Here is a 25,989-nt window from a genome sequence, read left to right as displayed (position 1 = left end):
GGCCCCCGGGCGGCCGCGGTGGCCGGTAGCGTTCCAGCAGCGAGCCAAGGGGTCGGCCGGTCCGGTGGGGATTTCCGGGGGGAAGCGGCAACGCCCTTGCTTGCCATGGCCGTTGGGGCCGCCGGGGCCGGGGGCCCTGACGCCTAGCAAGGGGGGTCTTGCGATGACGGAGACGGAAACCGCCAACGAGGCACCGGGCGAGCACGTGCCCACACCGGGCACGCCGCCGCAGCCCGCGCCGGCACACCGGATCGGGATCGCGGTGGTCGGCGCCGGCTACTGGGGGCCGAACCTGGTCCGCAACGCGCAGCAGACGCCGGCGCTGCGCCTGCACTGGCTCTGCGACCTGGACGAGGAGAAGTCCCGCCGGGTGCTCGGCGAGTACAGCACCGTCCGCGCCACCACCTCGTTCGAGGAGGTGCTGGCCGACGAACGGGTCGCCGCGGTCGCGGTGGCCACTCCCGCCGCCGCGCACTACCGGCTGGTCCGGGCCGCGCTGGAGGCCGGCAAGCACGTCCTGGTGGAGAAGCCGATCACCACCTCCGCCGCGGAGGCCGCCGAGCTGGTGGCGCTCGCCGAGGCGCGCGGGCTGGTGCTGATGTGCGACCACACCTTCTGCTACACCCCGGTGGTGCGCCGGATCCGCGAGCTCGTGCACGGCGGGGAGATCGGCGACGTCCAGTTCTTCGACTCGGTGCGGATCAACCTCGGGCTGGTCCAGCCGGACGTCGACGTGCTCTGGGACCTCGCCCCGCACGACCTGTCCATCCTGGACTTCGTCCTGCCGCCGGGCGTCGAACCCGTCGGCGTCTCCGCCCAGGGCGCCGACCCGATCGGCGCCGGCCGGGCCTGCGTCGCGTACCTGACCGTCCGGCTGAGCAACGGCGCGCTGGCGCACTGCCACGTCAACTGGCTCTCGCCGACCAAGGTCCGCACCACGCTGATCGGCGGCTCGCGGCGCACCCTGGTCTGGGACGACCTCAACCCGCAGGCCCGGCTCGTGGTCCACGACCGCGGGGTGGACCTCACCCCGCCCGACGAGCTGACCGACGCCATCCGCCACCGGGCGCTCATCTCGTACCGGGTCGGCTCGATGGTCGCCCCCGCCCTGGTCGAGCAGGAGGCGCTGCGCAACGTGATGGCCGAGTTCGCCGCCGCCATCACCGAGGGCCGCGCCCCGCTCACCGACGGCCGGGCCGGCCTGCGGGTGCTCCAACTGCTGGAGGCGGCCTCGCTCAGCCTCGAACTCGGCGGTGCCACCGTCCCGGTGGGCATCGGCCTCGACTCCGCACTGTCCGAAGCTCAGGAAAGGGCCGCCACGCGGTGAACGCTGTACAGATCGAGGGCTCCCGCTGCCTGGTCACCGGAGGCGCCGGCACCATCGGCTCCACCGTGGTCGACCAGCTGATCGAGGCCGGCGCCCGCGAGGTGGTCGTGCTCGACAACTTCGTCCGCGGCCGGGCGGCCAACCTCGGGTACGCCGAGGAGATCGCCGCCCCGGGACAGCTGCGGGTGGTGGAGGGCGACATCCGCGACCGCGCCCTGCTGCGCCGGCTGCTCGACCCGGGCACCGACCTGCTCTTCCACCTGGCCGCGATCCGCATCACCCAGTGCGCCGGTGAGCCCAGGCTGGCCCTGGAGGTCATGGTGGACGGCACCTTCGACGTGGTCGAGGCCGCCGCCGAGGTGGGCGTCGGCAAGGTGGTCGCCTCGTCCACCGCCTCCGTCTACGGCCTCGCCGAGGTCTTCCCGACGCCCGAGACCCACCACCCGTACAACAACGACACCCTGTACGGGGCGGCGAAGGTCTTCAACGAGGGCCTGCTGCGCTCCTTCCACGCCATGGCCGGCCTCGACTACGTCGCGCTGCGCTACTTCAACGTGTACGGGCCGCGGATGGACGTGCACGGCCGGTACACCGAGGTGTTCATCCGCTGGATGGAGCGGATAGCCGCCGGGCAGCCGCCGCTGATCTTCGGCGACGGCGCCCAGACGATGGACTTCGTCTACACCGAGGACATCGCCCGGGCCAATCTGCTGGCCGCCGCCGCGCCCGTCACCGACCGGGTCTACAACATCGCCAGCGCGAGCGAGGTCTCGCTGCGCGGCCTGGCCGACGCGCTGCTCACCGCGATGGACCGCGGCGACCTGGGCGTCGAGCACGGACCGGCCCGGGGCACCGCGGGCGGGGTGGTCCGGCGGCTCGCGGACATCGGCGCCGCCGAGCGCGACCTCGGCTGGAAGCCCGAGCTGGGCCTCGACGAGGGCCTGCGCCGGCTGGTCGCCTGGTGGCGCGAGCAGTAGCGCCGGCCGTCCTCGACCCTCACCTTGACCGAGCCGTCCTTCGGAGCACACCTGTGTCCAGCACGCCCGTCCTGCCCAACATCCCGGTCATGGTGCCCTGGCTCGGCGAGGAGGAGGCCGAGGCCGCCGCCGAGGCGGTCCGCTCGGGCTGGGTCGCCCAGGGCCCCCGGGTCGCCGCGTTCGAGCGGGCCTTCGCCGAGTACCTCGGCGTCGAGCACGCGGTCGCCGTCTCCTCCTGCACCACCGCGCTGCACCTGGCGCTGATCGGCGCGGGCGTCGGGCCGGGCGACGAGGTGGTCGTCCCCTCGCTGTCCTTCATCGCCACCGCCAACGCCGTCACCTACGTCGGCGCGGTGCCGGTCTTCGCCGACGTCGACCCGGCCACCGGCAACCTCACCGCCGCCACCGTCGAGCCGCTGCTCACCGGGCGGACCAGGGCCGTGATCGCGGTCGACCAGGGCGGTGTGCCGGTCGACCTGGACGCCGTCCGGGCCGCGGTCGCACCGCGCGGCGTCACCGTCGTCGAGGACGCCGCCTGCGGGGCCGGCTCGGTGTACCGGGGCCGGCCGGTCGGCGCGGGCGCGGACCTCGCCGCGTACTCCTTCCACCCGCGCAAGCTGCTGACCACCGGCGAGGGCGGCATGGTCACCTGCCGGGACGGTGAACTCGCCGCCCGGCTGCGGCGGTTGCGCGAGCACGGGATGAGCGTCTCGGCGGCCGACCGGCATGCCTCGGCCGGTGGCGCGAACCTGCTGGAGACCTACGACGAGATCGGCTTCAACCACCGGATGACCGACATCCAGGCCGCCGTCGGCCTGGTGCAGCTGCGCAAGCTGCCCGCGATGGTCGCCCGGCGGCGCGAACTCGCCGACCGCTACCGGGAGCTGCTGGCCGGCACCGGCCTGCGGCTGGTCGCCGACCCGGAGCACGGCACCACCAACTACCAGTCCTGCTGGGTGCTGCCGCCGGACGGCGCCCCGGACCGGGCCGAGCTGCTGGCCCGGCTCGCCGGGGCCGGGGTCTCGGCCCGGCGCGGCATCATGGCCGCCCATCTGGAGGCGCCGTACAAGGGGAGCGCCCGGGTGCCGCTGCCCGCCACCGAACTGCTCACCCGGCGTTCGCTGATCCTGCCGCTGTTCCACGCGCTGACCGAGGAGCAGCAGGACCGGGTGGCGGCCGCGCTGCGGGCGGCGCTCGGCTGACACCCGCCGCCGGCCCGTCCGTCCACTCGTCATACCCACCGAACACCCACCGATCGGCCCAGGGGAGACCACAGGATGACCACCGACCAGCCCGTCCCGCTCGTCGACCTCGCGGCCGCGCACACCGAGATCGAGGCGGAGGTCCGGGCCGGCTTCGACCGGGTGCTCGCGAGCGGCGGCTACGTCAAGGGGCCGGAGGTGGCGGGCTTCGAGGAGGAGTACGCGGCCTTCTCCGGCGCCCGGCACTGCGTCGGCGCCGCCAACGGCACCGACGCCCTCGAACTGGCCCTGCGCGCCCTCGACCTGCCGCCCGGCGGCGGCGTGGTGCTGCCCGCCAACACCTTCGTGGCCACCGCCGAGGCCGTCCAGCGGGCCGGTCTGCGCCCCGTCCTGGTCGACGCCGATCCCGAGCACCTGCTGATCGACCCGGCCCGGGTCGCCGAGGTGCTCGCGGACGCCGTCGCGCTGCTGCCCGTCCACCTGGGCGGCCAGCTCGCCCCGATGGCGGCGCTGCTCGACCTGGCGGGCGAACGCCCGGTGGTGGAGGACGCCGCGCAGTCGCAGGGCGCCCGGCAGGACGGCCGGGCCCTGCACGGCCGGATCGCGGCCACCAGCTTCTACCCCGGCAAGAACCTCGGCGCCTACGGGGACGCGGGCGCCGTCGTCACCGACGACGACGGCCTGGCCGCCGCCGTGCGGCTGATCGGCGACCACGGCTCGGCGCGCAAGTACGCGCACGAGCGGTTCGGCTTCAACTCCCGGATGGACGCGCTGCAGGCCGTCGTGCTCCGCGCCAAGCTGCGCCGGCTGTCCGCCTGGAACGAGGCCCGGCGGGCCGCCGCCGCCCGCTACGACCGGCTGCTGGCCGGGCTCGACGGGGCCGGGCCGGACGGGGTGGCCGCGCCGCGCACCGCGCCCGGCAACGAGCACGTCTGGCACCTGTACGCCGTCCGGGTCGGTGCGGGCCGCGAGCGGCGGGACGCCCTGCTGGCCGCGCTGAACGCGGCCGGGATCGGCGCGGGCGTGCACTACCCGGTGCCGGTCCACCTGCAGCCGGCGTTCCGCCACCTCGGCCACGGCGAGGGGGCGTTCCCGGTCGCCGAGCGGGCCGCGGGGGAGCTGCTGACGCTGCCGCTGTACCCGCAGATCACCGCCGCGCAGCAGGAGCGGGTGGTGGAGGTCCTGGCCAAGGCGCTCACGGCCTGAGCCGCGCGCAACGCGCCGGCCGGGTGCCGCTCGCCCCGGGTCGCGCGCGGGCGTGCCGGGCGGGGAACCGGGTCGCGGGCGCACCCCCTACGCTGGTTGCCGACAAGCGCACGGAGAACACGCAGCAGCCAGTGGGGGCTCCCAGATGACGACAGGTCGGCCCGGCGTCGCCGCCGCACCGAACGCGGCGTACGCAGGTCAGGTGGTGCAGTTCCCGGACCCGGTCCGCGCGGAGCGGCACCCCGCCGGGGTCCGGGTGGACGAGTACGGCTACCCGGACTTCGGCCCGTACACCGCCGCGGCCGCCGAGGTCGCCGACCCGCCGGCCGGCTTCGGCGTCGACGAGCTGCGGCTGACCGACTACGTCTCGGCCAACGCCGCGCTGTTCACCCAGGGCCACCCGCTCTGGGCCGACCTGGGGACCGCCGTCGCCACCCCGCCGGGCTGGACCTGGCACCACGCGGTCGGCGGCGCCGCGCCCGGCTGGCGGCGGATGGAGCTGGTCCCGGTCGAGGTCAAGGCGCTGCTGCGGCACCACGGCGGCCTGGCCGTCTCCTCCGCCGACCACACGCGCCGCGGCACCCGGCCGTTGCAGGAGAAGCGGCCGGTGCACTTCTCGCTCGCCAAGGACGGCGGCGATCCGATCGGCGTCTCCGAGGACCTCGTGCAGCGGGCCGAGGAGCGGCTGGGCTACCGGCTGCCCGGCGCCTACCGCACCTTCCTCAAGCTCGGCGGGGGCCGCGCCCCGGTCGGGGTGGCGCTCGACCCGGAGCTCGGGCTGCTGCTCGACCAGCCGTTCCTGACGCTCACCGAGGAGTACGGCACCCAGGACGTCGTCTACGCCAACAAGTGCCTGCGCGACCACCTCACCAAGGACTACCTCGGCATCGCCTACGCCCAGGGCGGCATCGTGGCGCTGAAGGTGCGCGGCGAGCGGGCCGGGTCGGTCTGGTTCTGCCTCTACGACGACGCCCGCGACGCCGGGGCGCCCGAGGCGGCCGAGGACCGGGTCGGGCGGCTGCTGCTGCCCTGCGGGGAGGACTTCGACGCCTTCCTGCTGCGGCTGGCGGGGAGTCCGGCGGAGCTGGAGACGGTCGCCGGGCTGATGGTGGACGGCGGCTTCGCGCGCGCCGTACCGGTGGGCTGACGTGGGCCGCGCGGTGGCCCCGGCAGCGGTCCGGGTGGTCGGCCAGGGTGTGGAACGAGCGGGGACGATGGGGACAGGGGTGAAGCGGGCGTGGTGACGTACGCGCAGGCGCAGGAGCTCGCCGAGGAGTGGATCAACGGCGGGGTGTCGCAGGAGCGGCAGCGCGAGGTGCGGGTCCGGGAGTTCGACCTGGGCTTCGTCTGCTGGGCGGTGCAGCCCGGCGACGGCACGGTCGGCGCCGAGGGGGAGGCCCGGCTGGTGATCGCCCGGGACTCCGGCGCGAGCACGCTCTGGCCCGCGCTGCCCGTCAACGAGGTGGTCCGGCAGTACGAGGAGGCCTACGGGCGGCCGGTCGCGGCCAATCCGGCCGGGGCGGCGCGGCCCGCGCCGGGGCCGGTCGAGGCGACGTCCTTCCTGCTGAGCCCGCCGCAGTGGCTGCAGGAGGCGGGCGACGCGGCGCTCGCCGCGGAGGCGGAGCGGCTGGGGACGGCGGCGCCCGCCGCGGTGCCGCCCGCGCCGGCTGCCCCGGCCGCCCCGGTCGTTGCGCCGCCCGTCGTTGCGCCGCCCGTCGCAGTACCGCCCGTCGCTGTGCCGGTCGCGGCTCCGCCGGTCGCGGTGGAGCACGGGGACCTGCCCGCGCCCGCCGTCCTGACCACGCCGCCGGTCTCCGAGCGGCCCGCCGGGGACGCGCCGACCATGCTCGCCCCGCCGCCCGGCCACGACGAGCCGGTCGGTCCGCCCGCGCCGCGCGCCGGCGCCGAGGCGGCGACCGTGCTGCTGCCGGACGGACTGCGCACCAACGGCGCCGGGCTGCCCGGCGAGCCGCGGGCCGGGTCCGAGGCCGCCACCGTGCTGCTGCCCGAGGGCGGCCTGCCGCGGCCGGCGGGTTCGCCCGGTACGCCCGTGCCCGGCACGCCCGTCCCGCCGCCGGGTGCGGCGGCGGAGCCCGCGCCGACGCTGCTGGCGCCGCCGGACGGTCCGCCCGGCCTGGCGGGCCTGCCCGGCGCGCCCGGCGGTCCCGGTGCGCCCGCGCCCGGTACGCCCGTCCCGCCGCCCGCCGCGTCCGTCGAGCACGCCCCGACCATGCTGGCCTCGCCGGACGGTCCGCCCGGCCTCGCGGGCCTGCCCGGCGCGCCCGCGCCCGCGCCCGGCGCCCCGGTGCCGCCGCCGGCCGGTCCGCCGCCGCAGGTGGACGCGCCCGCCGGCGGGCACGGCCGCAATCCGGCCTCCGCCCCGCCGCCTCCTCCGCCCGCCGGTCTGCGCGGCGGCCCGTCCGCCCCCGGTGCGGGCGCCGCTCCCGCCGGGCACGGCCGCAACCCGGCCTCCGCCCCGCCGCCGCCCCCGCCCGCCGGCCTGCGCGGCGGCTCCGGTCCGGCCCCCGCCGCCGCCGGCGGCCGCAACGCCTCCAGCACCCCGCCGCCCCCGCCCCCGGCGGGTCTGCGGCCCGGCGACGCCCCGCCCGTGCCGCCCGCGCCGCCCGCTCCGGGCGGCGCGGCGTACGAGCGCACCCAGCTGGCGGGCGCGATCGACCCGGCGCTGCTCGGCGGAGCCCCCGCCGACCCGGGCACCCCGCCGTCCGGCGGCCCCGCCGTCCCGCCGCCGCCCGCCGCGGGCGCGCCCGTCGGTGCGCCGGGGGCCGGCTACGGCTACCCGGGCGGCCCCGCGCCCGCCGGAGCCCCGGCGCCCGCACCGGCCGCCGCCCCGGTGCCCACCCCGGCCGCCCCGCCGGCGCCCGTCCCCGGACCGCCGCCGGGTGCCCCGGTGCCGCCCGGCGTGCCCGCCGTCGGCCCGGGCTACTTCGCCGCGCTCAGCTACCGGGGCCCGGACGGCTCGGAGCAGAAGCTGCTGCACCGCAGCGAGCCCGGCACCCCGCACCCGGAGTGGAAGATCCTCCAGGACCTGCGGCGGCTGAACGTGCCGCCGGAGCAGGTCCTGGAGCTCTACACCGAGCTGGAGTCGTGCGACCTGCCCGGCGGCTACTGCAACCGGATGATCACCGCCTCCTGGCCGAACGTCCGGCTCACCCACACCGCCGACTACGGCCGCGAGCACCACTCCCGGCAGGCCGGCATGGCCCAGCTGCTCGACCACCTGGACGAGCTGCACCAGCTGGCCTCCGGTCCGCAGCGGGTCCGGCCGTTCCGGGTGCCGCTGCCCGCGCCGGGCACCGTCCAGCCGCTGCCGCCGCTCGCGCCGCAGCAGCTCGCCCAGGAGCTCGGCCAGGCCTTCGGGCCGAACGTGTTCCGCTTCGAGCAGCGCGCGGTGGCCCGCCAGGGCGTGCCCGAGCCGGTGGCGCAGACACTGATGTGGTCGGGCCTGCCGCGCGAGTTCGGGCCGTTCTTCTGGGCGCAGGCCCAGGAGGGCCGGCCGATCCCGACGCTCGCCGAGCTGGCCGCCGAGCGCGGCCTGCCGGGCGGCCCGGACTTCGGCGGCTACCTGGTGCTCGGCAACGACTACGGCCGCCAGCTCTGCGTGCAGTACGGCACGGCGCACGTGGTCGCGGTGGACCTGGAAGGAACCGGTGAGCCCCCCCGGTTCGTCAACACAGGTGTACCGGAGTTCGTCCGCACCCTGGCCCTGCTGGGCCGGATGTGGCGGCTGCGGTACGGGCTGACCCCGGACCAGGCCGGTCGCTGGACGACCGACTTCCAGGCCCAGCTGGCCGCGATCGACCCGGCTGCGCTGCAGTCTGCGGACACCTGGTGGGCCGTGCTGCTGGAGCAGTTCTGGGACGGCCTGCTCTGAGCAGGCCGTGCCGGATCCACGCAGGTGGCAGGGGGTCGTTCCGGTGCCCGGAACGGCCCCTTCGGCGTACCGCCGCGGCGGTGCCTCGTTGGGGTTTCGTCCACATCCGCGCAAAATAGGTCAAGAGGATGGTCGCAAGCGTCCATCCTCGACATGTTTCGATCCGCCCGACGTCCGAATCCAGACCGGGTTCCCCGACCCGGTTCCCGAGCGGACCGATCCGTCCGATCATGGGCTCCGCAGCCCGCGACACGAGGGGAAGAGCCCATGAGCGACGCCGTCCCCCAGTACGGCTTCACCGTTGCCCGGCGCGGTTACGCGCCGGAGCAGGTCGACCGATCCCTGACCGCGCTCACCGCGCAGCGCGACGAGGGGTGGGAGCGGCTGAGCGTGCTCGGCGCCGGACTCCGGGAGATGGAGCGCCGGCTGGCCGAGATCCAGCAGGTCGCCGCCGACGCCCCCGAGCCCGACTACCAGGTGCTCAGCGACGAGGCCGCCGGCCTGGCCCGGATGGCGGAGAACGAGGCCCGCGCCGTCCGCGACAAGGCCGAGCGGTTCGCCGAGGACCTCCGCGACGAGGTGTACGAGGCCGGCCAGGCGCTCGACCGCGCCGCCAAGGAGTACGCGGCCACCACCCGCACCGAGGCCGACGCCGCCGCCCGCCGCACCGACGAGCGCACCCGGGCCGAGGCGGAGACCATCCGGGCCGAGACCGACCGCGAGGTCCGGTCCGTCCGGGACGCCGCCACCGCGCACGCCGCCAAGGTCCGGGTCGCGGCGGCCGAGGCCTCCGAGCGGGCCGAGGCCAAGCTGGCCGAGCTGCGCCGCAAGGCCGACGAGATGTTCGCCGAGGCGCAGGCCGAGGCCGACGCCGAGGACTCGGCGGTCTCCGCCACCGCCGAGCGGCGGGTCAAGGAGGCCGAGCAGTTCCGCGAGACGGTGCTCGGCCAGATCAAGCAGAGCGACGCCGAGGCACAGGCCCGGGCGGACCAGCTGGTCGAGCAGGCCCGGCGCGAGGCCGAGCGGATCAACACGGCGAGCGAGCGCGAGCAGCGCGAGTACGCGACCAAGCTGGAGACGGTGCAGCAGCACCTCGACCACATCAAGGCGACGCTGGCCTCGCTGACGGGCGCGGCGGTCGGCGCGATCGAGCCCGCGGTGCTGGAGGCGGCGGCGTCGGCGGTGGCGTCCCTGCCGCCGGGGTCCGGCTCCGGGCCGGTGAGCGGTGCCCCGGTGAACGGCGCCCCGGCGGACAGCGCCCCGGCGGACGGCGTCCCGGTGGGCCGGGTTCCGGCCGACCGGGCCCCGGTGGACTCGGAGGCGGACACCGGGGAGATCCCGCTGCCCGTCCTCGCGGACCCGCGGGCCGACCTCCGCAAGGTGCCGGTCCCGGTGCCCGCCGAGGAGGCGGCCACCGCGGTGCTGCGGGTCACCCCGGGACGGGTGTCCCCGCCCGAGGCCGCGGCGGTCGCCACCGGACCGGTGCCGCCGAGGCCGGCCGCGCCGCCGTCGGTGGCGGCGGAGAAGGGCGCGGGCGCCGCGGCCGAGCGGCCGGCCGAGGAGGAGACCCGGATCATCCCGAAGATCGTGATCGTCGACGACGGCAGCGACTACGCCACCCCGAACACGGTCGGCTACCACCGCCGCTGATCCGCCCTGCGTCGGTTCTCCGTCAGGCCCCGAGCGCCCGTCCGGCGCCCGGGGCCTGACGCGTGTGACCGCCGTCCGCCGTCCGGGGGGGGCTCACGGGGTCGGCCCGGCGTCCCCTTCGGCGAGGAGCCGGGTGAGCTTGGCGTCCTGGGCGCGGACGGCCTCGCGGTGGTCGTTCAGGGCCTGGGCGTTGCGGTCGATCTGCTGGCGCTGGTAGCCGGCCAGGACGGTGAACCAGATCCCGGCGAGGTTGCTGCGGGTGGTGCAGTCGGCGTCGGCCCGGGCGGTGGCCAGTTCGGCCGGGGTGGTCTCGGCCACGGTGCGGAAGCGCTCCGGGAGGGTCGCCGGGTCGTCGGCCCGGAACCCCGCGGCGGCCATGCAGGCGGCCCACTGCGCGGTCGCCGCCACCACCCGTTCGTCCTTCCCGGTGGCGGCCATCGAGTCGGCGAAGAGCCGCCCGATCAGGTCGGCCCCGGGCCCCGGCGGCGCGCCGATCCGTTCGGCGGCCTGCCGGTCGCAGTCGACCCGGGCGGTGACGTAGGCCTCGCCGGCGCCGGCCGCCGGCGCGGCGCCCGTCCCGGGCGCGGCTCGCCGGTGCGCGTGGAAGCCCTGGGCGGCCGCCACCTCCGCCCCGAGGTACCCCCAGGCGCCGGCCGGCAGGGCGGTGGCGTTGTCCGGCGGCCGGGCCTCCTGCAGGCCGTCGCCGCTGAAACCGGCATAACCGGCCCGGCGCATGCACGAGACGACCAGGGAATTGCGTACCTTGATCTCTCTCAGGGCGGCCTGGTCGTCGGCCTGATAAGCGGAAAGCGGAAGTCCGGTCATTCCGGCCCGGCCGGATTCCGGGGCTTTGGGCGAGTCGATCGCCGGTGGCGTCGGAACGGAATCCGCGGAACCTCCTCCGGGGGACCCGGAGCAGCCTGCGAAAAAGGCCGATAAAACGACCGCTGTAGTGACGGCGGTGAATCGTCCGAAATGCGGCGGGCGGGCCAAGCGGAAGCTCCGATCCTCAGGAACGGCGGGACTGTCCGGACCCTAGCGCATGCCTGTGCGAGAAGGCCCGCGGGGCGCCGGGGCGGTGCGGCTTGGCCGGAAAAGAACTGTTCGGCCGTGCGGCGTCATGTCAGCCTCTGGAGTCGCAGCCGCTACCCCTTCGGAGGGTTCAGATGATTCGCCGCACAAATCTTCGGGAGCGCTCTCCCGGGTATCTTTCCGGAAATGTCCGGAGCCGCCGGATCGGCGTACTCGCCGTGCTCACCGCGGCGGCCGCCACGTTACTGCCGGCCACGAATTCCGGGGCCGTCAATCGAATCGACTGCGGAAACCGCAACGATTTCGCGAAGGTCTACAACTACGGCTACGGCGGCACGCTCTGTTTCGCGAACGACGGGTGGATGGCCGTGCGCGTCTACAACGTCGACCGGATCGACGCCGGGAACAACAAGGTCATCACGTACCTCGGCGACGGCATGGGCTCGTGGACCGTCTTCAACTGGGAGCAGTACGACTTCAACGCCCACGTGGGCCACGAGGTGATGATGTACGACATCAACCTCTCCCGCTGGTAGGCCCCGGGAGACGGGCCCCGCGGGGCCCCGCGGGCGAGGAGGCCCGCTGATCCGCGGTGCCGGGCGGGTGCGGATGCCCGGCACCGTTTCCGAAGGGTCAGAGCACCTCGACCGCGGCGCCCCGGGGCAGCCGGCGCCGGCAGTCCAGCACGTACCGGGCGTGGGCGGTGACCGCCTCGTAGTCGAAGTCGTCGTGGTCGGCGAGCAGCACCACCGCGTCCGCCGCCGCCAGCTCCTCCGGGCTCGCCTCGACCCGGCGGACCGCGCCGAACGGGTCCCCGTGCGGGTCGTGCTCGGCGGCCCGCTGGCCGGGGATCACCGGCTCGGGCACGTGCACCCCGACCACCACGTGCGGGTCGGCGGCCCGGACCTCGGCGCCCATCCGGACCAGCAGCTCGGCGACCCGGGCGGCCGGCGTCTCCCGGGCGTCGCCGGTGTTCTTCTTGTACGCCAGCCCGAGCAGCAGCACCCGCGAGCCCTTGACCGAGCGCTGCCGGTCGTTCAGCGCCTCGGCGAGCCGGCGGACCACGTAGTCGGGCATGTGGCTGTTGACGTCGTTGGCCAGCTCGACGAACCGGAACGACTGGCCGAGCGCCCGCTCGACCCGCCAGGACAGGTAGGACGGGTCGATCGGCAGGCAGTGCCCGCCCACCCCGGGGCCGGGGGTGAACCGCAGATAGCCGAAGGGCTTGGTGGAGGCCGCGTCGATGGCCTCCCAGACGTCGATGCCGAGGTCGTGCGCGAACATCGCCAGCTCGTTGACCAGCGCGATGTTCACGTGCCGGAAGGTGTTCTCCAGCAGCTTGGTCAGTTCGGCCTCCTTGCAGGAGGAGACCGGGACGGTCCGCTCGACCAGCCCGCCGTAGAAGCCCTCGACCGCCGCCAGCGAGGCCGGGTCGATCCCGGAGACCACCTTCGGGGTGTTCTCCAGCCGCCAGGTCGGGTTGCCCGGGTCGATCCGCTCGGGGCTGTAGCCGAGGTGGAAGTCCCGCCCGGCGGTCAGCCCGGACCCCGCCTCCAGCAGCGGCGCGAGCAGCTCCTCGGTGGTGCCGGGGTAGGTGGTCGACTCCAGGACGACGGTCGCCCCGGGCCGCAGGTGCTGGGCGAGCAGGGCCGCCGAGGCCTCGATGAACGACAGGTCGGGCACGCCCTCGCGCAGCGGCGTCGGCACGGTGATCACCGCGACGTCGAAGCCCGCCACGTCGGACGGCTCGGCGGACGGCAGGTAGCTCCCGTTCTCCAGCAGCGGCCGCAGCCGCTCGGCCGGGATGTCCTCGACGTACGACTCGCCGACGGCCAGCCGTTTGATCCGGCGCTCGTCCACGTCGTAGCCGACCACCCGGTGCCCGACCTCGGCCGCGCGGACCGCGAGCGGCAGCCCCACGTAGCCCTGGCCTGCGATGACAACGCGCATGACGAAGAACCCCCTCCATCGCGACGCCCCCTGGCCCCTCCGGGCGTCCCCCACACGGTCTTCACATCAGGGTAGGGAGCGGGGCCTGTCCGCGCGGGTTTTCCCGGGATTGCGCCGGAAGGGGCCGGAAGAGGAGTGCCGGGCCGGGGAAGGAGTGAGGCCGAGACCCGTGGCGTCCTCCAGGAAAGGACGCCACGGTTCCCGGCGCGTGGGCGGGCGCCCCCACCCAGGGTCGCCCGGCCTCGCACCCCCGACCCCCATCGGGTGTGCGACCGTGCCCCCGCAGCCATCCCCCACGGTTGGGTGCGGCGGGCACATTCACCATGGTGCGCGATCTCCATGGACGGGCAGTGACAGGAGTATGTCCAGTTCGTGGCAGATCGCGACAGCGGGGAAACGGTCCGGCAAAACGACCGGAGCGGCAGCGTCCGGCCGGTGGTTCGTCCGCGCCGGATCGCGCCCCGTCCCGCCCCCGGCCGTGTGCCGGGTGCGGGTCGGCCCCGCGGCGTAGGCTGGAGACCCCCGGCCGCTCGGCGTGCCGGGCCGTTCGCGTTGCCCGGACGGGCCCCGGCCCCCAGGGCAGCACCAGCCACGGGACGAAGAAGAGACTCCAGATGAGCCTGACCGGACTGCTCGATGTCGTCGCGCGGGACGCGGCCCTCGCCGAGGCGATCGAGGCCGCGACCGCCACCGGTGCCGCGGCCGGCGGCCGCCGGCACCTCGACCTGGTCGGGCCGCCCGCCGCCCGGCCGTTCGCGATCGCCGCGCTCGCCCGCGCGCTCGCCGGGCAGGCGGCCGGGGACCGGGGCCGGCCGGTGCTGGCCGTCACCGCCACCGGCCGGGAGGCCGAGGACCTCGCCGCCTCGCTGCGCTCGCTGCTGCCGCCGGACGCGGTCGCCGAGTTCCCGGCCTGGGAGACGCTGCCGCACGAGCGGCTCTCGCCGCGCTCCGACACCGTCGGCCGCCGGCTCGCCGTGCTGCGCCGGATCGTCCACCCGCGCGCCGAGGATCCGGCCGCCGGGCCGGTGCAGGTGGTCGTGGCGCCGGTCCGCTCGGTGCTCCAGCCGCAGGTGAAGGGGCTGGCCGAGCTGGAGCCGGTGGCCGTCCAGCGGGGCGAGTCGCACGACCTGGAGGAGATCGCCCGGCGGCTCGCCGCGGCCGCCTACTCCCGGGTCGAACTGGTCGAGAAGCGCGGCGAGTTCGCGGTGCGCGGCGGCATCCTGGACGTCTTCCCGCCGACCGAGGAGCACCCGCTGCGGGTGGAGTTCTGGGGCGACGACGTCGAGGAGATCCGGTACTTCAAGGTGGCCGACCAGCGGTCGCTGGAGATCGCCGAGCACGGCCTGTGGGCGCCGCCCTGTCGCGAGCTGCTGCTGACCGACGAGGTGCGGGCCCGGGCCGCCGAGCTGTCCGCCGAGCACCCGGGGCTGGCCGAGATCCTGGACAGGATCGCCGAGGGCATCGCGGTCGAGGGCATGGAGTCGCTGGCGCCCGTCCTGGTCGACGACATGGAGCTGCTGGTGGACGTGCTGCCGCTCGGCTCGGTCGCGGTGGTCTGCGACCCCGAGCGGGTCCGCACCCGGGCCGCCGACCTGGTGGCGACCAGCCAGGAGTTCCTGCACGCCTCCTGGGTGGCCGCCGCGGCCGGCGGCGACCGGCCGATCGACCTGGAGGCGATCGACGTCTCGGCCGCCTCGCTGCGCTCGCTCGCCGAGGTGCGCGAGCACGCCGCCGAGGTCGGCCTGCCGTGGTGGTCGGTCAGCCCGTTCGCGACCAGCGACGCCTCGGTCGACGGCCTGCTGGAGTTCGACGCCAACACGCTGACCCTCGGCATGCACGCGGTCGAGGCGTACCGGGGCGACACCGCGCGGGCGATCGCCGACGCCAAGGAGCGGCTGGCCGCCGACTGGCGGGTCGTCATGGTGACCGAGGGGCACGGCCCGGCCTCGCGGCTCGCCGAGGTGCTCGGCAACGAGGGCATCCCGGCGCGGCTGGTCGCCGACCTGTCCGAGGCGCCGACCCGGGACGTCGTGCACGTCTCCTGCGGCTCGATCGAGCACGGCTTCGTCGACGAGGCGCTCAAGCTGACCGTCATCACCGAGACCGACCTGTCCGGTCAGAAGTCCTCCACCAAGGACATGCGGCGGATGCCGTCCCGGCGCCGCAACGCGATCGACCCGCTGGCGCTGGTGGCCGGCGACTACGTGGTGCACGAGGCGCACGGCGTCGGCCGGTACGTGGAGATGGTGCAGCGCACCGTGCAGGGCGCCACCCGCGAGTACCTGGTGCTGGAGTACGCGCCGGCCAAGCGGGGCCACCCCGGCGACCGGCTGTTCGTGCCGACCGACCAGCTCGACCAGGTCACCAAGTACGTCGGCGGCGAGGCCCCGACGCTGCACCGGCTCGGCGGCGCGGACTGGGCGAAGACCAAGCAGCGGGCCAAGAAGGCGGTCAAGGAGATCGCCGCCGACCTCATCAAGCTGTACTCGGCCCGGATGGCCGCGCCCGGCCACACCTTCGGCCCGGACACCCCGTGGCAGCGGGAGCTGGAGGACGCCTTCCCGTACGCGGAGACGCCGGACCAGCTGACCACCATCGCCGAGGTCAAGTCGGACATGGAGAAGTCCGTCCCGATGGACCGGCTGATCTGCGGCGACGTCGGCTACGGCAAGACCGAGATCGCGGTGCGCGCCGCCTTCAAGGCGGTGCAGGACGGCAAGCAGGTGGCGGTGCTGGTGCCGACCACGCTGCTGGTGCAGCAGCACTTCTCGACCTTCGCCGAGCGGTACGCCAACTTCCCGGTCGCCGTGAAGGCGCTGTCCCGGTTCCAGACCGACAGCGAGGCCAAGGCCGTGCTGGAGGGGCTGTTCGAGGGCTCGGTGGACGTCGTCATCGGCACCCACCGGCTGTTCTCCTCGGAGACCCGCTTCAAGGACCTCGGGCTGGTCATCGTCGACGAGGAGCAGCGGTTCGGCGTCGAGCACAAGGAGCAGCTGAAGAAGCTGCGGGCCAATGTGGACGTGCTCACCATGTCCGCGACCCCGATCCCGCGCACCCTGGAGATGGCGGTCACCGGCATCCGCGAGATGTCCACCATCACCACCCCGCCGGAGGAGCGGCACCCGGTGCTGACCTTCGTCGGACCGTACGACGAGAAGCAGATCTCGGCGGCGATCCGGCGTGAACTCCTGCGCGAGGGCCAGGTGTTCTACATCCACAACCGGGTCGAGTCGATCGACCGGGCGGCCGCCCGGCTGAAGGACCTGGTGCCCGAGGCGCGGATCGCCACCGCGCACGGGCAGATGGGCGAGACCCAGCTGGAGAAGGTGGTCGTCGACTTCTGGGAGAAGGAGTTCGACGTCCTGGTGTCGACCACGATTGTGGAGTCCGGCATCGACATCTCCAACGCCAACACGCTCATCGTCGAGCGCGGCGACACCTTCGGCCTCTCCCAGCTGCACCAGCTGCGCGGCCGGGTGGGCCGCGGGCGGGAGCGCGGGTACGCGTACATGCTGTACCCGCCGGAGAAGCCGCTGACCGAGACCGCGCACGAGCGGCTGGCCACCATCGCCCAGCACACCGAGATGGGCGCGGGCATGTACGTGGCGATGAAGGACCTGGAGATCCGCGGCGCGGGCAATCTGCTCGGCGGTGAGCAGTCCGGGCACATCGCGGGCGTCGGCTTCGACCTCTACATGCGGATGGTCGGCGAGGCGGTGGCCGAGTTCCGGGAGTCGCTGACGGGCGGCGGCGAGCCGGAGGAGGAGCCGCTGGAGGTGAAGATCGAGCTGCCGGTCGACGCCCATGTGCCGCACGACTACGCGCCGGGGGAGCGGCTGCGGCTCCAGGCCTACCGCTCGATCGCGGCGGTCAACTCGGAGGAGGACATCCAGCAGGTCCGGGACGAGCTGGTCGACCGGTACGGCAAGCTGCCCGAGCCGGTGGAGAACCTGCTGCTGGTGGCGGCGCTGCGGCTCTACGCGCGGCGGTGCGGCATCGCGGACATCACCCTGCAGGGCTCCCATGTGCGGTTCGGGCCGGTCGAGCTGCGGGAGTCGCAGCAGCTGCGGCTGAACCGGCTCCACCCGCGCAGCCAGGTGAAGGCGGCGACCCAGCAGGTGCTGGTGCCGCGGCCGGCCACCGGGCGGATCGGCGGCAAGCCGCTGGTCGGGCGGGAGCTGCTGGCGTGGTCCCGGGAGTTCCTGTCGACGATGTTCGACGACCTGGCGGGGGCCAGGAAGTAGGCCGGGAAGCGGGCCGGGAAGCAAAGGCCCCCGACGAGGGGTACGGCAGCGGGACGGCGGGCCCGGGCGGTGGCGCCCGGGACCGCCGTCGTCGTCGGCGGGCCGGTGGCGGCGGGGCGCGCGCGGGCCCCGGAACCCGGGGGCGGGGGTGCGGACCGGACGGGTAGGTTCGGAGGGTGACGACGAATCCTCCGGGCCCGAAGCTGATCCTCCTCATCACCACCCACCGGGTGGCCCCCGGCCTGCTGTCCTGGCCCGCCTGGGAGGCGCTGCGGTCGGCCGGCCGGGTGCTCGCCGCCGACCCCGCCCACCCGCAGCTGCCCGCCGTGGCGCAGGCCGGTGTCGAGGTCCGGATCGTGCCGTCCGGCTCCGCCCCCGCGCTGGCCCGGCTGCTCACCGGGGCCCCGGAGGACCTGCCGGCCGGAGCCGGCCCGACGGTCTGGCTGGGCAGCCCGGACGGCGACCCCGGGCTGACCGACGCGCTGGCCCGCCTCGCGGTCGAGCACGCCGGCGAGGTGCCGGAGATCGAGGTGCTGCCCGGGTCGTACGACCTGCCGGGCGCGCGGCTGCTGGACCTGGTCTCGGTGATGGACCGGCTCCGCTCGCCGGGCGGCTGCCCGTGGGACGCCGAGCAGACCCACGCCAGCCTGGTGAAGTACCTGGTCGAGGAGGCCTACGAGCTGGTCGAGGCGATCGAGGAGGGGGACCGCGACATGCTCCGCGAGGAGCTCGGCGACGTCCTGCTCCAGGTCTTCTTCCACTCCCGGATCGCCGAGGAGCACCCCACCGGCGCCTTCTCGATCGACGACGTGGCGGGCGACATCGTCGACAAGCTGATGTACCGCCACCCGCATGTGTTCGGCGACGCCGAGGCGGACGGCGCGGCCGAGGTGGAGGCCAACTGGGAGGCGCTCAAGGCGGCCGAGAAGTCGGAGCGCGAGTCGGTGCTGGACGGCGTGCCGGCCGGGCTGCCCTCGCTCGCGTACGCGGCGAAGCTGGTGTCGCGGGTGCGCCGGGCCGGGTTCACGGGCGTGCCGGACGAGCCGTACGGGCTGCCCGCCGAGCTCACGGCGGAGTCGGCGGGCCGGCTGCTGCTCGCGGTGGCGCAGCGCGCGCACGACGCCGGCATCGACGTGGACGCCGCGCTGCGGGCCGCGGCGCGCGGCTACCGGGACGCGGTGCGCGCTGCCGAGGGTCTGAAGCCCGAGCGGTAGACACCCCGGACGGACGCCGCCTCAGACGGTGGCGACGTCCTGCACCGGGCGGCGCCGCGCCGGGACGACGACCTCGCCGATCGCCTCGCCGACCAGGGCGACGAGTTCGGCGAGCCGTTCCAGGTCGAGGTGGTCGGGCAGGTCGCAGAGGGAGACGATCCGCTCGCCGTCCGGCCCGGCCACGCAGAACAGGTCGATCGGGCCCAGGTGCTTCTCGGCGGTGTCGACCAGCGCGGCGACGTCGCTGGGGCGGCGGACGTCGCCGCCGACGCCGACGACCCGGCAGCCCGGCCGGTCGAGTTCGGTGGCGAGGTCCTCGGCGACCCCGGCCTGCTGGTCGGCGATCAGCACGCCGACGGCTCCCGCCGCGGTGAGCCGGCGGGCGAGGTCCGCCCCCGACCCGCCGTCGAGTACGGCGATCACGACGACCGAACCGATGACCCGCATGGCCTTGCTCCTCCCTGTGGGCGGCTCCGCACCGGCGCCCACGGACATCTTGCGGAGGATCGTAGGCAGGTCCCGATCCCCCGCAACAGGAATTACCCCTCAGGTGACCAGGCTCACGCCTGCCGCGCGCGACCGCTTCACCCGGCGCCGCGCACGCCGCCGTGCCCGCCGTGCGGTGGCCGGGACACGCCCGGGATACCGTCGATCCATGCCAGCGCAGCCCTCCTTTGCCCGTCCGCCCCTGTTCACCTGGGACTTCGCCGCCGATCCGTACCCCGCGTACGCCTGGCTGCGCGAGCACGAGCCGGTGCACCGGACCACCCTGCCGAGCGGGGTGGAGGCGTGGCTGGTCACGCGGTACGCGGACGCCCGGCAGGCGCTCGCGGACGCCCGGCTCTCCAAGAACCCGGTGCACCACAGCGAGCAGGCCCACCGCACCGGCCGGGTCGGCATTCCGGGCGAGCGCCAGGCCGACCTCATGACCCATCTGCTGAACATCGACCCGCCGGACCACACCCGGCTGCGCCGTCTGGTGTCGAAGGCGTTCACCCCGCGCCGGGTGGCGGCCTTCGAGCCGCGGGTGCAGCAGCTGACCGACCGGCTGATCGACGACTTCGCGGCGCGCGGGTCCGCGGACCTCATCCACGAGTTCGCGTTCCCGCTCCCCATCTACGCGATCTGCGACCTGCTCGGGGTGCCGGCCGAGGACCAGGACGACCTGCGGGACTGGGCGGGCGCGATGATCCGCCACCACGGCGGCCGGCGCGGCGGTGTGGGCCGCGCGGTGAAGAACATCCGCGCCTACCTGCTGGAGCTGATCCACCGCAAGCGGGCGGACCTCGGCGACGACCTGATCTCGGGCCTGATCCGGGCCGGCGACCACGGCGAGCACCTGACCGAGAACGAGGCCGCGGCGATGGCCTTCATCCTCCTGTTCGCCGGCTTCGAAACCACCATCAACCTGATCGGAAACGGGTGTTTCGCCCTGTTCCGGCACCCGGAGCAGCGCCACCTGCTCCAGGACTCGCTGCGCCGCGGCGAGAGCGCGCTGCTGGAGACCGGGATCGAGGAACTCCTGCGCTACGACGGGCCGGTGGAGCTGGCGACCTGGCGGTTCGCGACCAGTCCGCTGACCATCGGCGGGGTGGGGATCCCGGTCGGCGACCCGGTGCTGGTGGTGCTCGCGGCGGCGGACCGGGACCCGGCGCGGTTCGCCGCCGAGAACACCCTGGACCTGGCCCGGGCGGACAACCCGCACCTGGGCTTCGGGCACGGCATCCACTACTGCATCGGCGCGCCGCTGGCGCGGCTGGAGGGGCGGTCCGCGCTGGCCACCCTGCTGACCCGGCTGCCGGACCTCCGGCTCGCCGCGAGCCCGGAGGACCTGCGCTGGCGAGGTGGTCTGATCATGCGGGGACTCCGTGAACTTCCGGTGGAATTCACGCCGGAGAAAGTGCCTGGAACAACCGCTTCCGACACCCCGTCCGAGGGCTGACGGACCGGCGCAACACGCTGACGAACGCTCTCCGTTGCCCGCTTTCCAGGGGTCTGAACCACCCTCAATCCGGACATACCTCTTCGGTTGGTAGGCAATCCATCACATGACGTGATGTCCATGTGATCTCGGTGATATGAGCTTGTGATTGCTCTGAAGATCTGTCTAGTCTCCGTGGAGTTCGCAGCTGCGAGCCCCGTCCGCGGAACGCCGAGTCCTGCCCGCCGCGCCACGGGACACCGATCAGAACCCTGGGCAGGGGCGGGGGAACCAGGTTTCGTGCCGTCTCCCACGGCTAGGGGTGAAGCCGCCTTTGCGCGGCCGGGCCACCTCCCGGTCCGAACCCGACAGCTCACCTCGCAGGCGTGCGGAGAGGGACCTCTTCATGCTGTTCGTTGGAACCGGTCGTCACCGTCGCCGTACCCAGGCCGAGAAGGCCATCGCCGTCGCCGGTGTCGCCGGCGTCGGACTGGCGATGCCGATCCTCAGCGCCACCGGCGCCTCCGCCGCCCCGGTCTCCACCTGGGACGCGGTCGCCCAGTGCGAGAGCGGCGGCAACTGGAGCATCAACACCGGCAACGGCTTCTACGGCGGCCTCCAGTTCACCTCCAGCACCTGGAAGGGGTACGGCGGCACCGCCTACGCGCCGCAGGCCAACCAGGCCTCGAAGGCCCAGCAGATCTCGGTCGCCGAGAAGGTCCTCGCCTCGCAGGGCCCCGGCGCCTGGCCGGTCTGCTCCAAGAAGGCCGGCCTGAGCAAGGGCGGCGCCCCGGCCGCGGTCGACACCGCGACGGACGCCAAGCCGGCCGCCCCGAAGCCGCAGGCCCAGCCGCAGCAGCAGACCCCGAAGCCCGCTCCCGCGAAGCCGGCCGCCGCCGCGCCGCAGGCCCAGCCCCAGCAGCAGGCCGCCAAGCCGCAGGCCCGCCAGTACGCGCCGCAGAGCGCCCAGCAGGCTCCGCAGGCCCAGCAGCAGGCCCCGCAGTCGCCGGCCTTCTCCGGCAAGGCCGGCTGGGACGCCGACGCCAAGGTGTTCTGGTACCAGAGCAACGGCGCCTGGTACTGGACCAGCCACCAGAGCGTCTACCAGCAGTACGCCGGCCAGCCGGCCGCCCAGGCCGCCCCCGCCGCGCAGCAGCAGCAGTCGGCCGGCCACGGCTACACCGTCCGCTCCGGCGACACCCTCGCCGGGATCGCCACCGCCCAGGGCGTGTCCGGCGGCTGGCAGGCGCTGTACGACGGCAACCGCGGCACCGTCGGCGCCGACCCGAACCTGATCGTCCCGGGCCAGGTCCTGGCCCTCGGCTGACGGTCGGTCCGACCGGACGGGCGGAGGGGGCCGATCGGTCCCCTTCGTCCGTATCCGGACCCCTCCGGTCGGGCAACCAGGTGAACTACCGGTGGGTAGCACGGCCACACGCTGAGACGGAGCCGAGGTCGACGTGGCCCGGACAGCCCGTGCGGTTAGGCTCTGGTCGTAACGACTCCGCAATCGTCCGGCCGACCGCACCCCACCGTCGGCCGAACCTGCTTCCGCTAGGAGATGCCTCGTGCCGTCCATCGATGTCGTCGTCGCTCGTGAGATTCTCGACTCGCGCGGCAATCCCACGGTCGAGGTCGAGGTCGGCCTCGACGACGGCAGCACCGGCCGTGCCGCCGTTCCGTCGGGTGCCTCCACCGGTGCCTTCGAGGCTCTGGAGCTCCGCGACGGCGACAAGAACCGCTACTTCGGCAAGGGCGTGGAGAAGGCCGTCCTGGCCGTCATCGAGCAGATCGGCCCCGAGCTGGTCGGCTACGACGCCACCGAGCAGCGCCTGATCGACCAGGCCATGCTCGACCTGGACGCCACCCCGGACAAGTCCTCGCTCGGCGCCAACGCCATCCTGGGCGTCTCGCTCGCCGTCGCGCACGCCGCCTCCGAGGCCAGCGACCTCCCGCTGTTCCGCTACCTGGGCGGCCCGAACGCGCACGTCCTGCCGGTCCCGATGATGAACATCCTCAACGGCGGCTCGCACGCGGACTCCAACGTCGACATCCAGGAGTTCATGATCGCCCCGATCGGCGCGGAGTCCTTCTCCGAGGCCGTCCGCTGGGGCGTCGAGGTCTACCACACCCTCAAGGGCGTGCTGAAGGAGCGCGGTCTGTCGACCGGCCTGGGCGACGAGGGCGGCTTCGCCCCGAACCTGGACTCCAACCGCGAGGCCCTGGACCTCATCGTCGAGGCCATCCAGAAGGCCGGCTACGTGCCGGGCAAGGACGTCGCGCTGGCCCTGGACGTCGCCTCCTCCGAGTTCTACGAGGACGGCGCCTACCAGTTCGAGGGCAAGGCGCTCACCGCCGCCGAGCTCATCGAGTACTACGCCGGCCTGGTCGCCGCCTACCCGCTGGTCTCCATCGAGGACCCGCTGGACGAGTCGGACTGGGACGGCTGGAAGGCCATGACCGAGAAGCTGGGCGACAAGGTCCAGCTGGTCGGCGACGACCTGTTCGTCACCAACCCGGCCCGCCTGGCCCGCGGCATCGAGACCGGCACCGCCAACGCGCTGCTGGTGAAGGTCAACCAGATCGGCTCGCTGACCGAGACCCTGGACGCCGTCGAGCTGGCCCAGCGCAACGGCTACCGCTGCATGATGTCGCACCGCTCCGGCGAGACCGAGGACGTCACCATCGCCGACCTGGCCGTCGCCACCAACTGCGGCCAGATCAAGACCGGCGCCCCGGCCCGCTCCGAGCGCGTCGCCAAGTACAACCAGCTGCTGCGCATCGAGGAGATCCTCGACGACGCCGCCGAGTACGCCGGCCGCGGCGCCTTCCCGCGGTTCAAGCACGAGGGCTGAGCCCGACCGCCGGCGCCCGGCCGGTATCGCCGGGACGCCCGGTAGCGCACGCCTGACCGGTGCCCCGCCGTTCACCCCGTAGGGTGGACGGCGGGGCACCGTCGCGACCAGGAGGGGACACCGGAGATGGCAGGCTGGAGGATCCCGGGCTTGGCGGCCCGGCCTCGGTTCACGAGCCGGGCGACCGTCCTCGTGCTGGTGCTCTGCTCCCTGGTGGCGATCCTGGCCTATCCGACGCGGCAGTTCGTCTCGCAGCGCTCGGAGATCTCGGCCCAGCGCGCCCGGGCCGAGCACGCCCGGCAGCAGGTCGAGCAGCTGCGCCGGGAGAAGGCCCGCTGGCAGGACCCGGAGTACGTCAAGGCCCAGGCCCGCACTCGGCTGCACTACGCGATGCCGGGGGAGACCCCGTACATCGCGGTGGACCCGGCGGCCCAGGACGCGGCGAAGTCCGCGCTGGGCGCGCCGCCGCCCGCGGCGGGCCCGGCGGCCGGTCCGGCCGCGGCGGCCCGGCCGTGGTACGCCGGTGTCTGGGACTCCGTCGACGCCGCCGCCGCGCCGGTGGCCGCAGCCGCGCCCCCGACCCCCGCCACCCCGGGGCAGCCCGCCCCTCCCTCACCACCCGCCCCCGCCCCTGCTGGAGACAGCTCCTCCCATGACCACTGAGAACCACCCCACCGTCTCCGACGAGGACATCGCGGCGATCGCCGCGCAGCTCGGCCGGGTCCCGCGCGGCCTGCGCGGCGTGGCCCACCGCTGCCCGTGCGGCAACCCGGACGTCGTGGAGACGGCCCCCCGGCTGCCGGACGGCACGCCGTTCCCGACGCTCTACTACCTGACCTGCCCCAAGGCCGCCTCGCTGATCGGCACCCTGGAGGCGGACGGCGTGATGAAGGACCAGAGCGCCCGGCTCGCCGAGGACCCCGAGCTGGCCGCGGCGTACCAGAAGGCGCACGAGGACTACATCGCCCGCCGTGACGCCATCGAGGTGCTGGAGGGCTTCCCGAGCGCCGGCGGCATGCCGGACCGGGTGAAGTGCCTGCACGTGCTGGTCGGCCACTCGCTGGCGGCCGGCGAGGGCGTCAACCCGCTCGGCGACGAGGCGCTCGGCATGCTGGAGGACTGGTGGGCCAAGGGCCCGTGCGTCTCCGCCGCCGAGGTCGCGGCCGCCGGCGAGCGGGTGGCCCGCAACCGGGCCAAGGAGCAGGACCACGAGGCCGTGATCGCGGCCAAGGAGCAGAAGACCGCCGAGCGCGCCGCGAAGCGGGCCGCGCAGGAGGCGGACGAGGCGGGGGAGGCCGACGCATGAGCACCACCCGGGTGGCCGCGATCGACTGCGGGACCAACTCGATCCGGCTGCTGGTCGCCGACCTCGATCCGGAGACCGGGGCGATCACCGACCTGGACCGGCGGATGATCATCAACCGGCTGGGCCAGGGCGTGGACCGCACCGGCCGGCTGCACCCGGACGCGCTGGAGCGCACCTTCGCCGCCTGCCGGGAGTACGCCGAGGTGATCTCCGGCTTCGGGGTGGGCCCGGAGCGGATCCGCTTCGTCGCCACCAGCGCCTCCCGGGACGCCGAGAACAGCGCCGAGTACGTCGACGGCGTGCGGGCGGCCCTGGGCGTCGAGCCCGAGGTGGTCAGCGGCGAGGAGGAGGCGCACCTGTCGTTCGTCGGCGCCACCAAGGAGCTCACCGGCGGTCAGTTCCCGGCCCCGTACCTGGTCTTCGACCTGGGCGGCGGTTCGACCGAGTTCGTGCTCGGGGCCGAGGACGTGCAGGCGGCGCGCTCGGTGGACATCGGCTGCGTCCGGCTGACCGAGCGGCACTTCGACGGCGCCGAGCTGCCCTCGGACGAGCGGATCGCCGAGGCCCGGGCGCACGTGCGGGCGGAGCTGGACCGGGCCGAGGAGGCCGTCCCGCTGACCGGCGCGGCCACCCTGGTCGGCCTGGCCGGCACGGTCACCACCATCTCGGCGATCGCCCAGGACCTGCCCCGGTACGACTCGGAGGCGATCCACCACTCCCGGATCTCCCGCGAGCGGGTCGCCGAGATCGCCGACCGGCTGCTGCACGCCACCCACGCGGAGCGGGCGGCGATCCCGTCGATGCACCCGGGCCGGGTGGACGTGATCGCGGCCGGCGCGCTGGAGCTGCTGGAGATCATGGCGCGGACGGGCGCCGCCGAGGTGGTCGTCAGCGAGCACGACATCCTGGACGGCATCGCCTGGAGTATCGCCCGCTGACCAGGCGCGGGACTTACCGGACCGGCCCCGGACGCCCCCCCGGGGCGCTGGGGCCGGGGCGCGCCGGGGGTGGCGCGGGAATGTTCGTGAATTTCTTCACATGAGGATCCAGCCTTTCGCCGGGTCGGGCGGTCCAGTCCGTCCGATATGTGGGACCGAAGGCTCGCTGGGCGTAATGGCCATGGGATCGCAGGTTCTGGCCCGCCGGAGGTTTGAAAATCGAAATCCCGTGCGGGAACCGGGCCGGGTCATGGATCGTTGCTGCTCAGCGCGGC

The 25,989-nt window shown here is 74.7% G+C and carries 18 protein-coding genes, 1 pseudogene and 1 riboswitch; of the genes and pseudogenes, 16 read left to right on the top strand and 3 right to left on the bottom strand.

The features are described 5' to 3' along the window. Positions 1-163: 163 nt before the first annotated feature. From ACFCLZ_RS16675 to ACFCLZ_RS16645, 7 genes are all read left to right on the top strand, one after another. Entirely contained in the window at positions 164-1,327 is a 1,164-nt protein-coding gene (locus ACFCLZ_RS16675) for a Gfo/Idh/MocA family protein (RefSeq protein WP_380285684.1), read from the top strand. After that, complete coding sequence (locus tag ACFCLZ_RS16670; protein WP_380285683.1) at positions 1,324-2,304, top strand: NAD-dependent epimerase/dehydratase family protein; 981 nt, start codon at positions 1,324-1,326, stop codon at positions 2,302-2,304. The genes ACFCLZ_RS16675 and ACFCLZ_RS16670 overlap by 4 nt, the downstream gene beginning before the upstream one ends. A gap of 53 nt (positions 2,305-2,357) precedes the next feature. After that, a complete protein-coding gene (locus ACFCLZ_RS16665) occupies positions 2,358-3,506 on the top strand; it encodes a DegT/DnrJ/EryC1/StrS family aminotransferase (RefSeq protein ID WP_380285682.1) in 1,149 nt (382 codons plus the stop codon). A 75-nt stretch (positions 3,507-3,581) separates the two neighbouring features. Beyond that, positions 3,582-4,712 (top strand): DegT/DnrJ/EryC1/StrS family aminotransferase, encoded by a 1,131-nt coding sequence (locus ACFCLZ_RS16660; RefSeq protein WP_380285681.1) that lies wholly within the window; start codon positions 3,582-3,584, stop codon positions 4,710-4,712. Between the two features lie 145 nt (positions 4,713-4,857). Next, on the top strand, positions 4,858-5,859 hold the full coding sequence (locus ACFCLZ_RS16655; protein WP_380285680.1) for an SMI1/KNR4 family protein: 1,002 nt from the start codon (positions 4,858-4,860) through the stop codon (positions 5,857-5,859). 93 nt (positions 5,860-5,952) lie between these two features. Further along, complete coding sequence (locus ACFCLZ_RS16650) at positions 5,953-8,604, top strand: SUKH-4 family immunity protein (RefSeq protein WP_380285679.1); 2,652 nt, start codon at positions 5,953-5,955, stop codon at positions 8,602-8,604. Positions 8,605-8,871: 267 nt separating this feature from the next. Next, entirely contained in the window at positions 8,872-10,254 is a 1,383-nt protein-coding gene (locus tag ACFCLZ_RS16645) for a hypothetical protein (protein WP_380285678.1), read from the top strand. 93 nt (positions 10,255-10,347) lie between these two features. Here the strand turns inward: ACFCLZ_RS16645 and ACFCLZ_RS16640 are convergent, their stop codons facing one another. Then, positions 10,348-10,989, bottom strand: coding sequence for a hypothetical protein (locus ACFCLZ_RS16640; protein ID WP_380285677.1), 642 nt, complete (start codon positions 10,987-10,989; stop codon positions 10,348-10,350). 431 nt (positions 10,990-11,420) lie between these two features. Between ACFCLZ_RS16640 and ACFCLZ_RS16635 the strand changes: the two genes are divergently transcribed. Beyond that, entirely contained in the window at positions 11,421-11,822 is a 402-nt protein-coding gene (locus ACFCLZ_RS16635) for a beta/gamma crystallin domain-containing protein (RefSeq protein WP_380285676.1), read from the top strand. 97 nt (positions 11,823-11,919) lie between these two features. On the opposite strand, the gene ACFCLZ_RS16630 is transcribed toward ACFCLZ_RS16635, so the two are convergent. Further along, entirely contained in the window at positions 11,920-13,236 is a 1,317-nt protein-coding gene (locus tag ACFCLZ_RS16630; protein ID WP_380285675.1) for a nucleotide sugar dehydrogenase, read from the bottom strand. A 614-nt stretch (positions 13,237-13,850) separates the two neighbouring features. On the opposite strand from ACFCLZ_RS16630, the gene mfd reads away from it, so the two are divergent. Together mfd and ACFCLZ_RS16620 are read left to right on the top strand one after the other, a co-directional pair. After that, complete coding sequence (mfd, locus tag ACFCLZ_RS16625) at positions 13,851-17,480, top strand: transcription-repair coupling factor (protein WP_380285674.1); 3,630 nt, start codon at positions 13,851-13,853, stop codon at positions 17,478-17,480. Between the two features lie 176 nt (positions 17,481-17,656). Then, on the top strand, positions 17,657-18,694 hold the full coding sequence (locus ACFCLZ_RS16620) for a MazG family protein (protein WP_380285673.1): 1,038 nt from the start codon (positions 17,657-17,659) through the stop codon (positions 18,692-18,694). Positions 18,695-18,715: 21 nt separating this feature from the next. Here ACFCLZ_RS16620 and ACFCLZ_RS16615 read toward each other — a convergent pair whose 3' ends face one another. Continuing rightward, positions 18,716-19,141 (bottom strand): SDR family NAD(P)-dependent oxidoreductase, encoded by a 426-nt coding sequence (locus ACFCLZ_RS16615; RefSeq protein WP_380285672.1) that lies wholly within the window; start codon positions 19,139-19,141, stop codon positions 18,716-18,718. A 208-nt stretch (positions 19,142-19,349) separates the two neighbouring features. Here ACFCLZ_RS16615 and ACFCLZ_RS16610 point away from each other — a divergent pair, with 208 nt between their 5' ends. The 6 genes and pseudogenes from ACFCLZ_RS16610 (at position 19,350) to ACFCLZ_RS16585 (ending at position 25,714) form a co-directional block, all read left to right on the top strand. Continuing rightward, a complete protein-coding gene (locus tag ACFCLZ_RS16610) occupies positions 19,350-20,636 on the top strand; it encodes a cytochrome P450 (RefSeq protein ID WP_380285671.1) in 1,287 nt (428 codons plus the stop codon). A gap of 236 nt (positions 20,637-20,872) precedes the next feature. Beyond that, a riboswitch (cyclic di-AMP (ydaO/yuaA leader) is annotated at positions 20,873-21,016 on the top strand. Between the two features lie 5 nt (positions 21,017-21,021). After that, complete coding sequence (locus tag ACFCLZ_RS16605) at positions 21,022-21,942, top strand: transglycosylase family protein (RefSeq protein ID WP_380285670.1); 921 nt, start codon at positions 21,022-21,024, stop codon at positions 21,940-21,942. Positions 21,943-22,183: 241 nt separating this feature from the next. Then, a complete protein-coding gene (gene eno, locus ACFCLZ_RS16600; protein ID WP_376093245.1) occupies positions 22,184-23,470 on the top strand; it encodes a phosphopyruvate hydratase in 1,287 nt (428 codons plus the stop codon). Between the two features lie 150 nt (positions 23,471-23,620). Then, complete coding sequence (locus ACFCLZ_RS16595) at positions 23,621-24,133, top strand: septum formation initiator family protein (protein WP_380285669.1); 513 nt, start codon at positions 23,621-23,623, stop codon at positions 24,131-24,133. Continuing rightward, positions 24,105-24,617: pseudogene (locus tag ACFCLZ_RS16590) on the top strand (DUF501 domain-containing protein); the annotation flags it as partial. The gene ACFCLZ_RS16595 and the pseudogene ACFCLZ_RS16590, both read left to right, overlap by 29 nt. 155 nt (positions 24,618-24,772) lie before the next feature. After that, complete coding sequence (locus ACFCLZ_RS16585; protein ID WP_380285668.1) at positions 24,773-25,714, top strand: exopolyphosphatase; 942 nt, start codon at positions 24,773-24,775, stop codon at positions 25,712-25,714. Positions 25,715-25,989 lie beyond the last annotated feature (275 nt).

The sequence above is a fragment of the Kitasatospora purpeofusca genome, assembly GCF_042691725.1.
Taxonomy (GTDB): domain Bacteria; phylum Actinomycetota; class Actinomycetes; order Streptomycetales; family Streptomycetaceae; genus Kitasatospora; species Kitasatospora purpeofusca_B.
The sequence above is the reverse complement of the archived record's forward strand: the minus strand, read 5'-3'. Positions and strand labels throughout refer to the sequence as shown.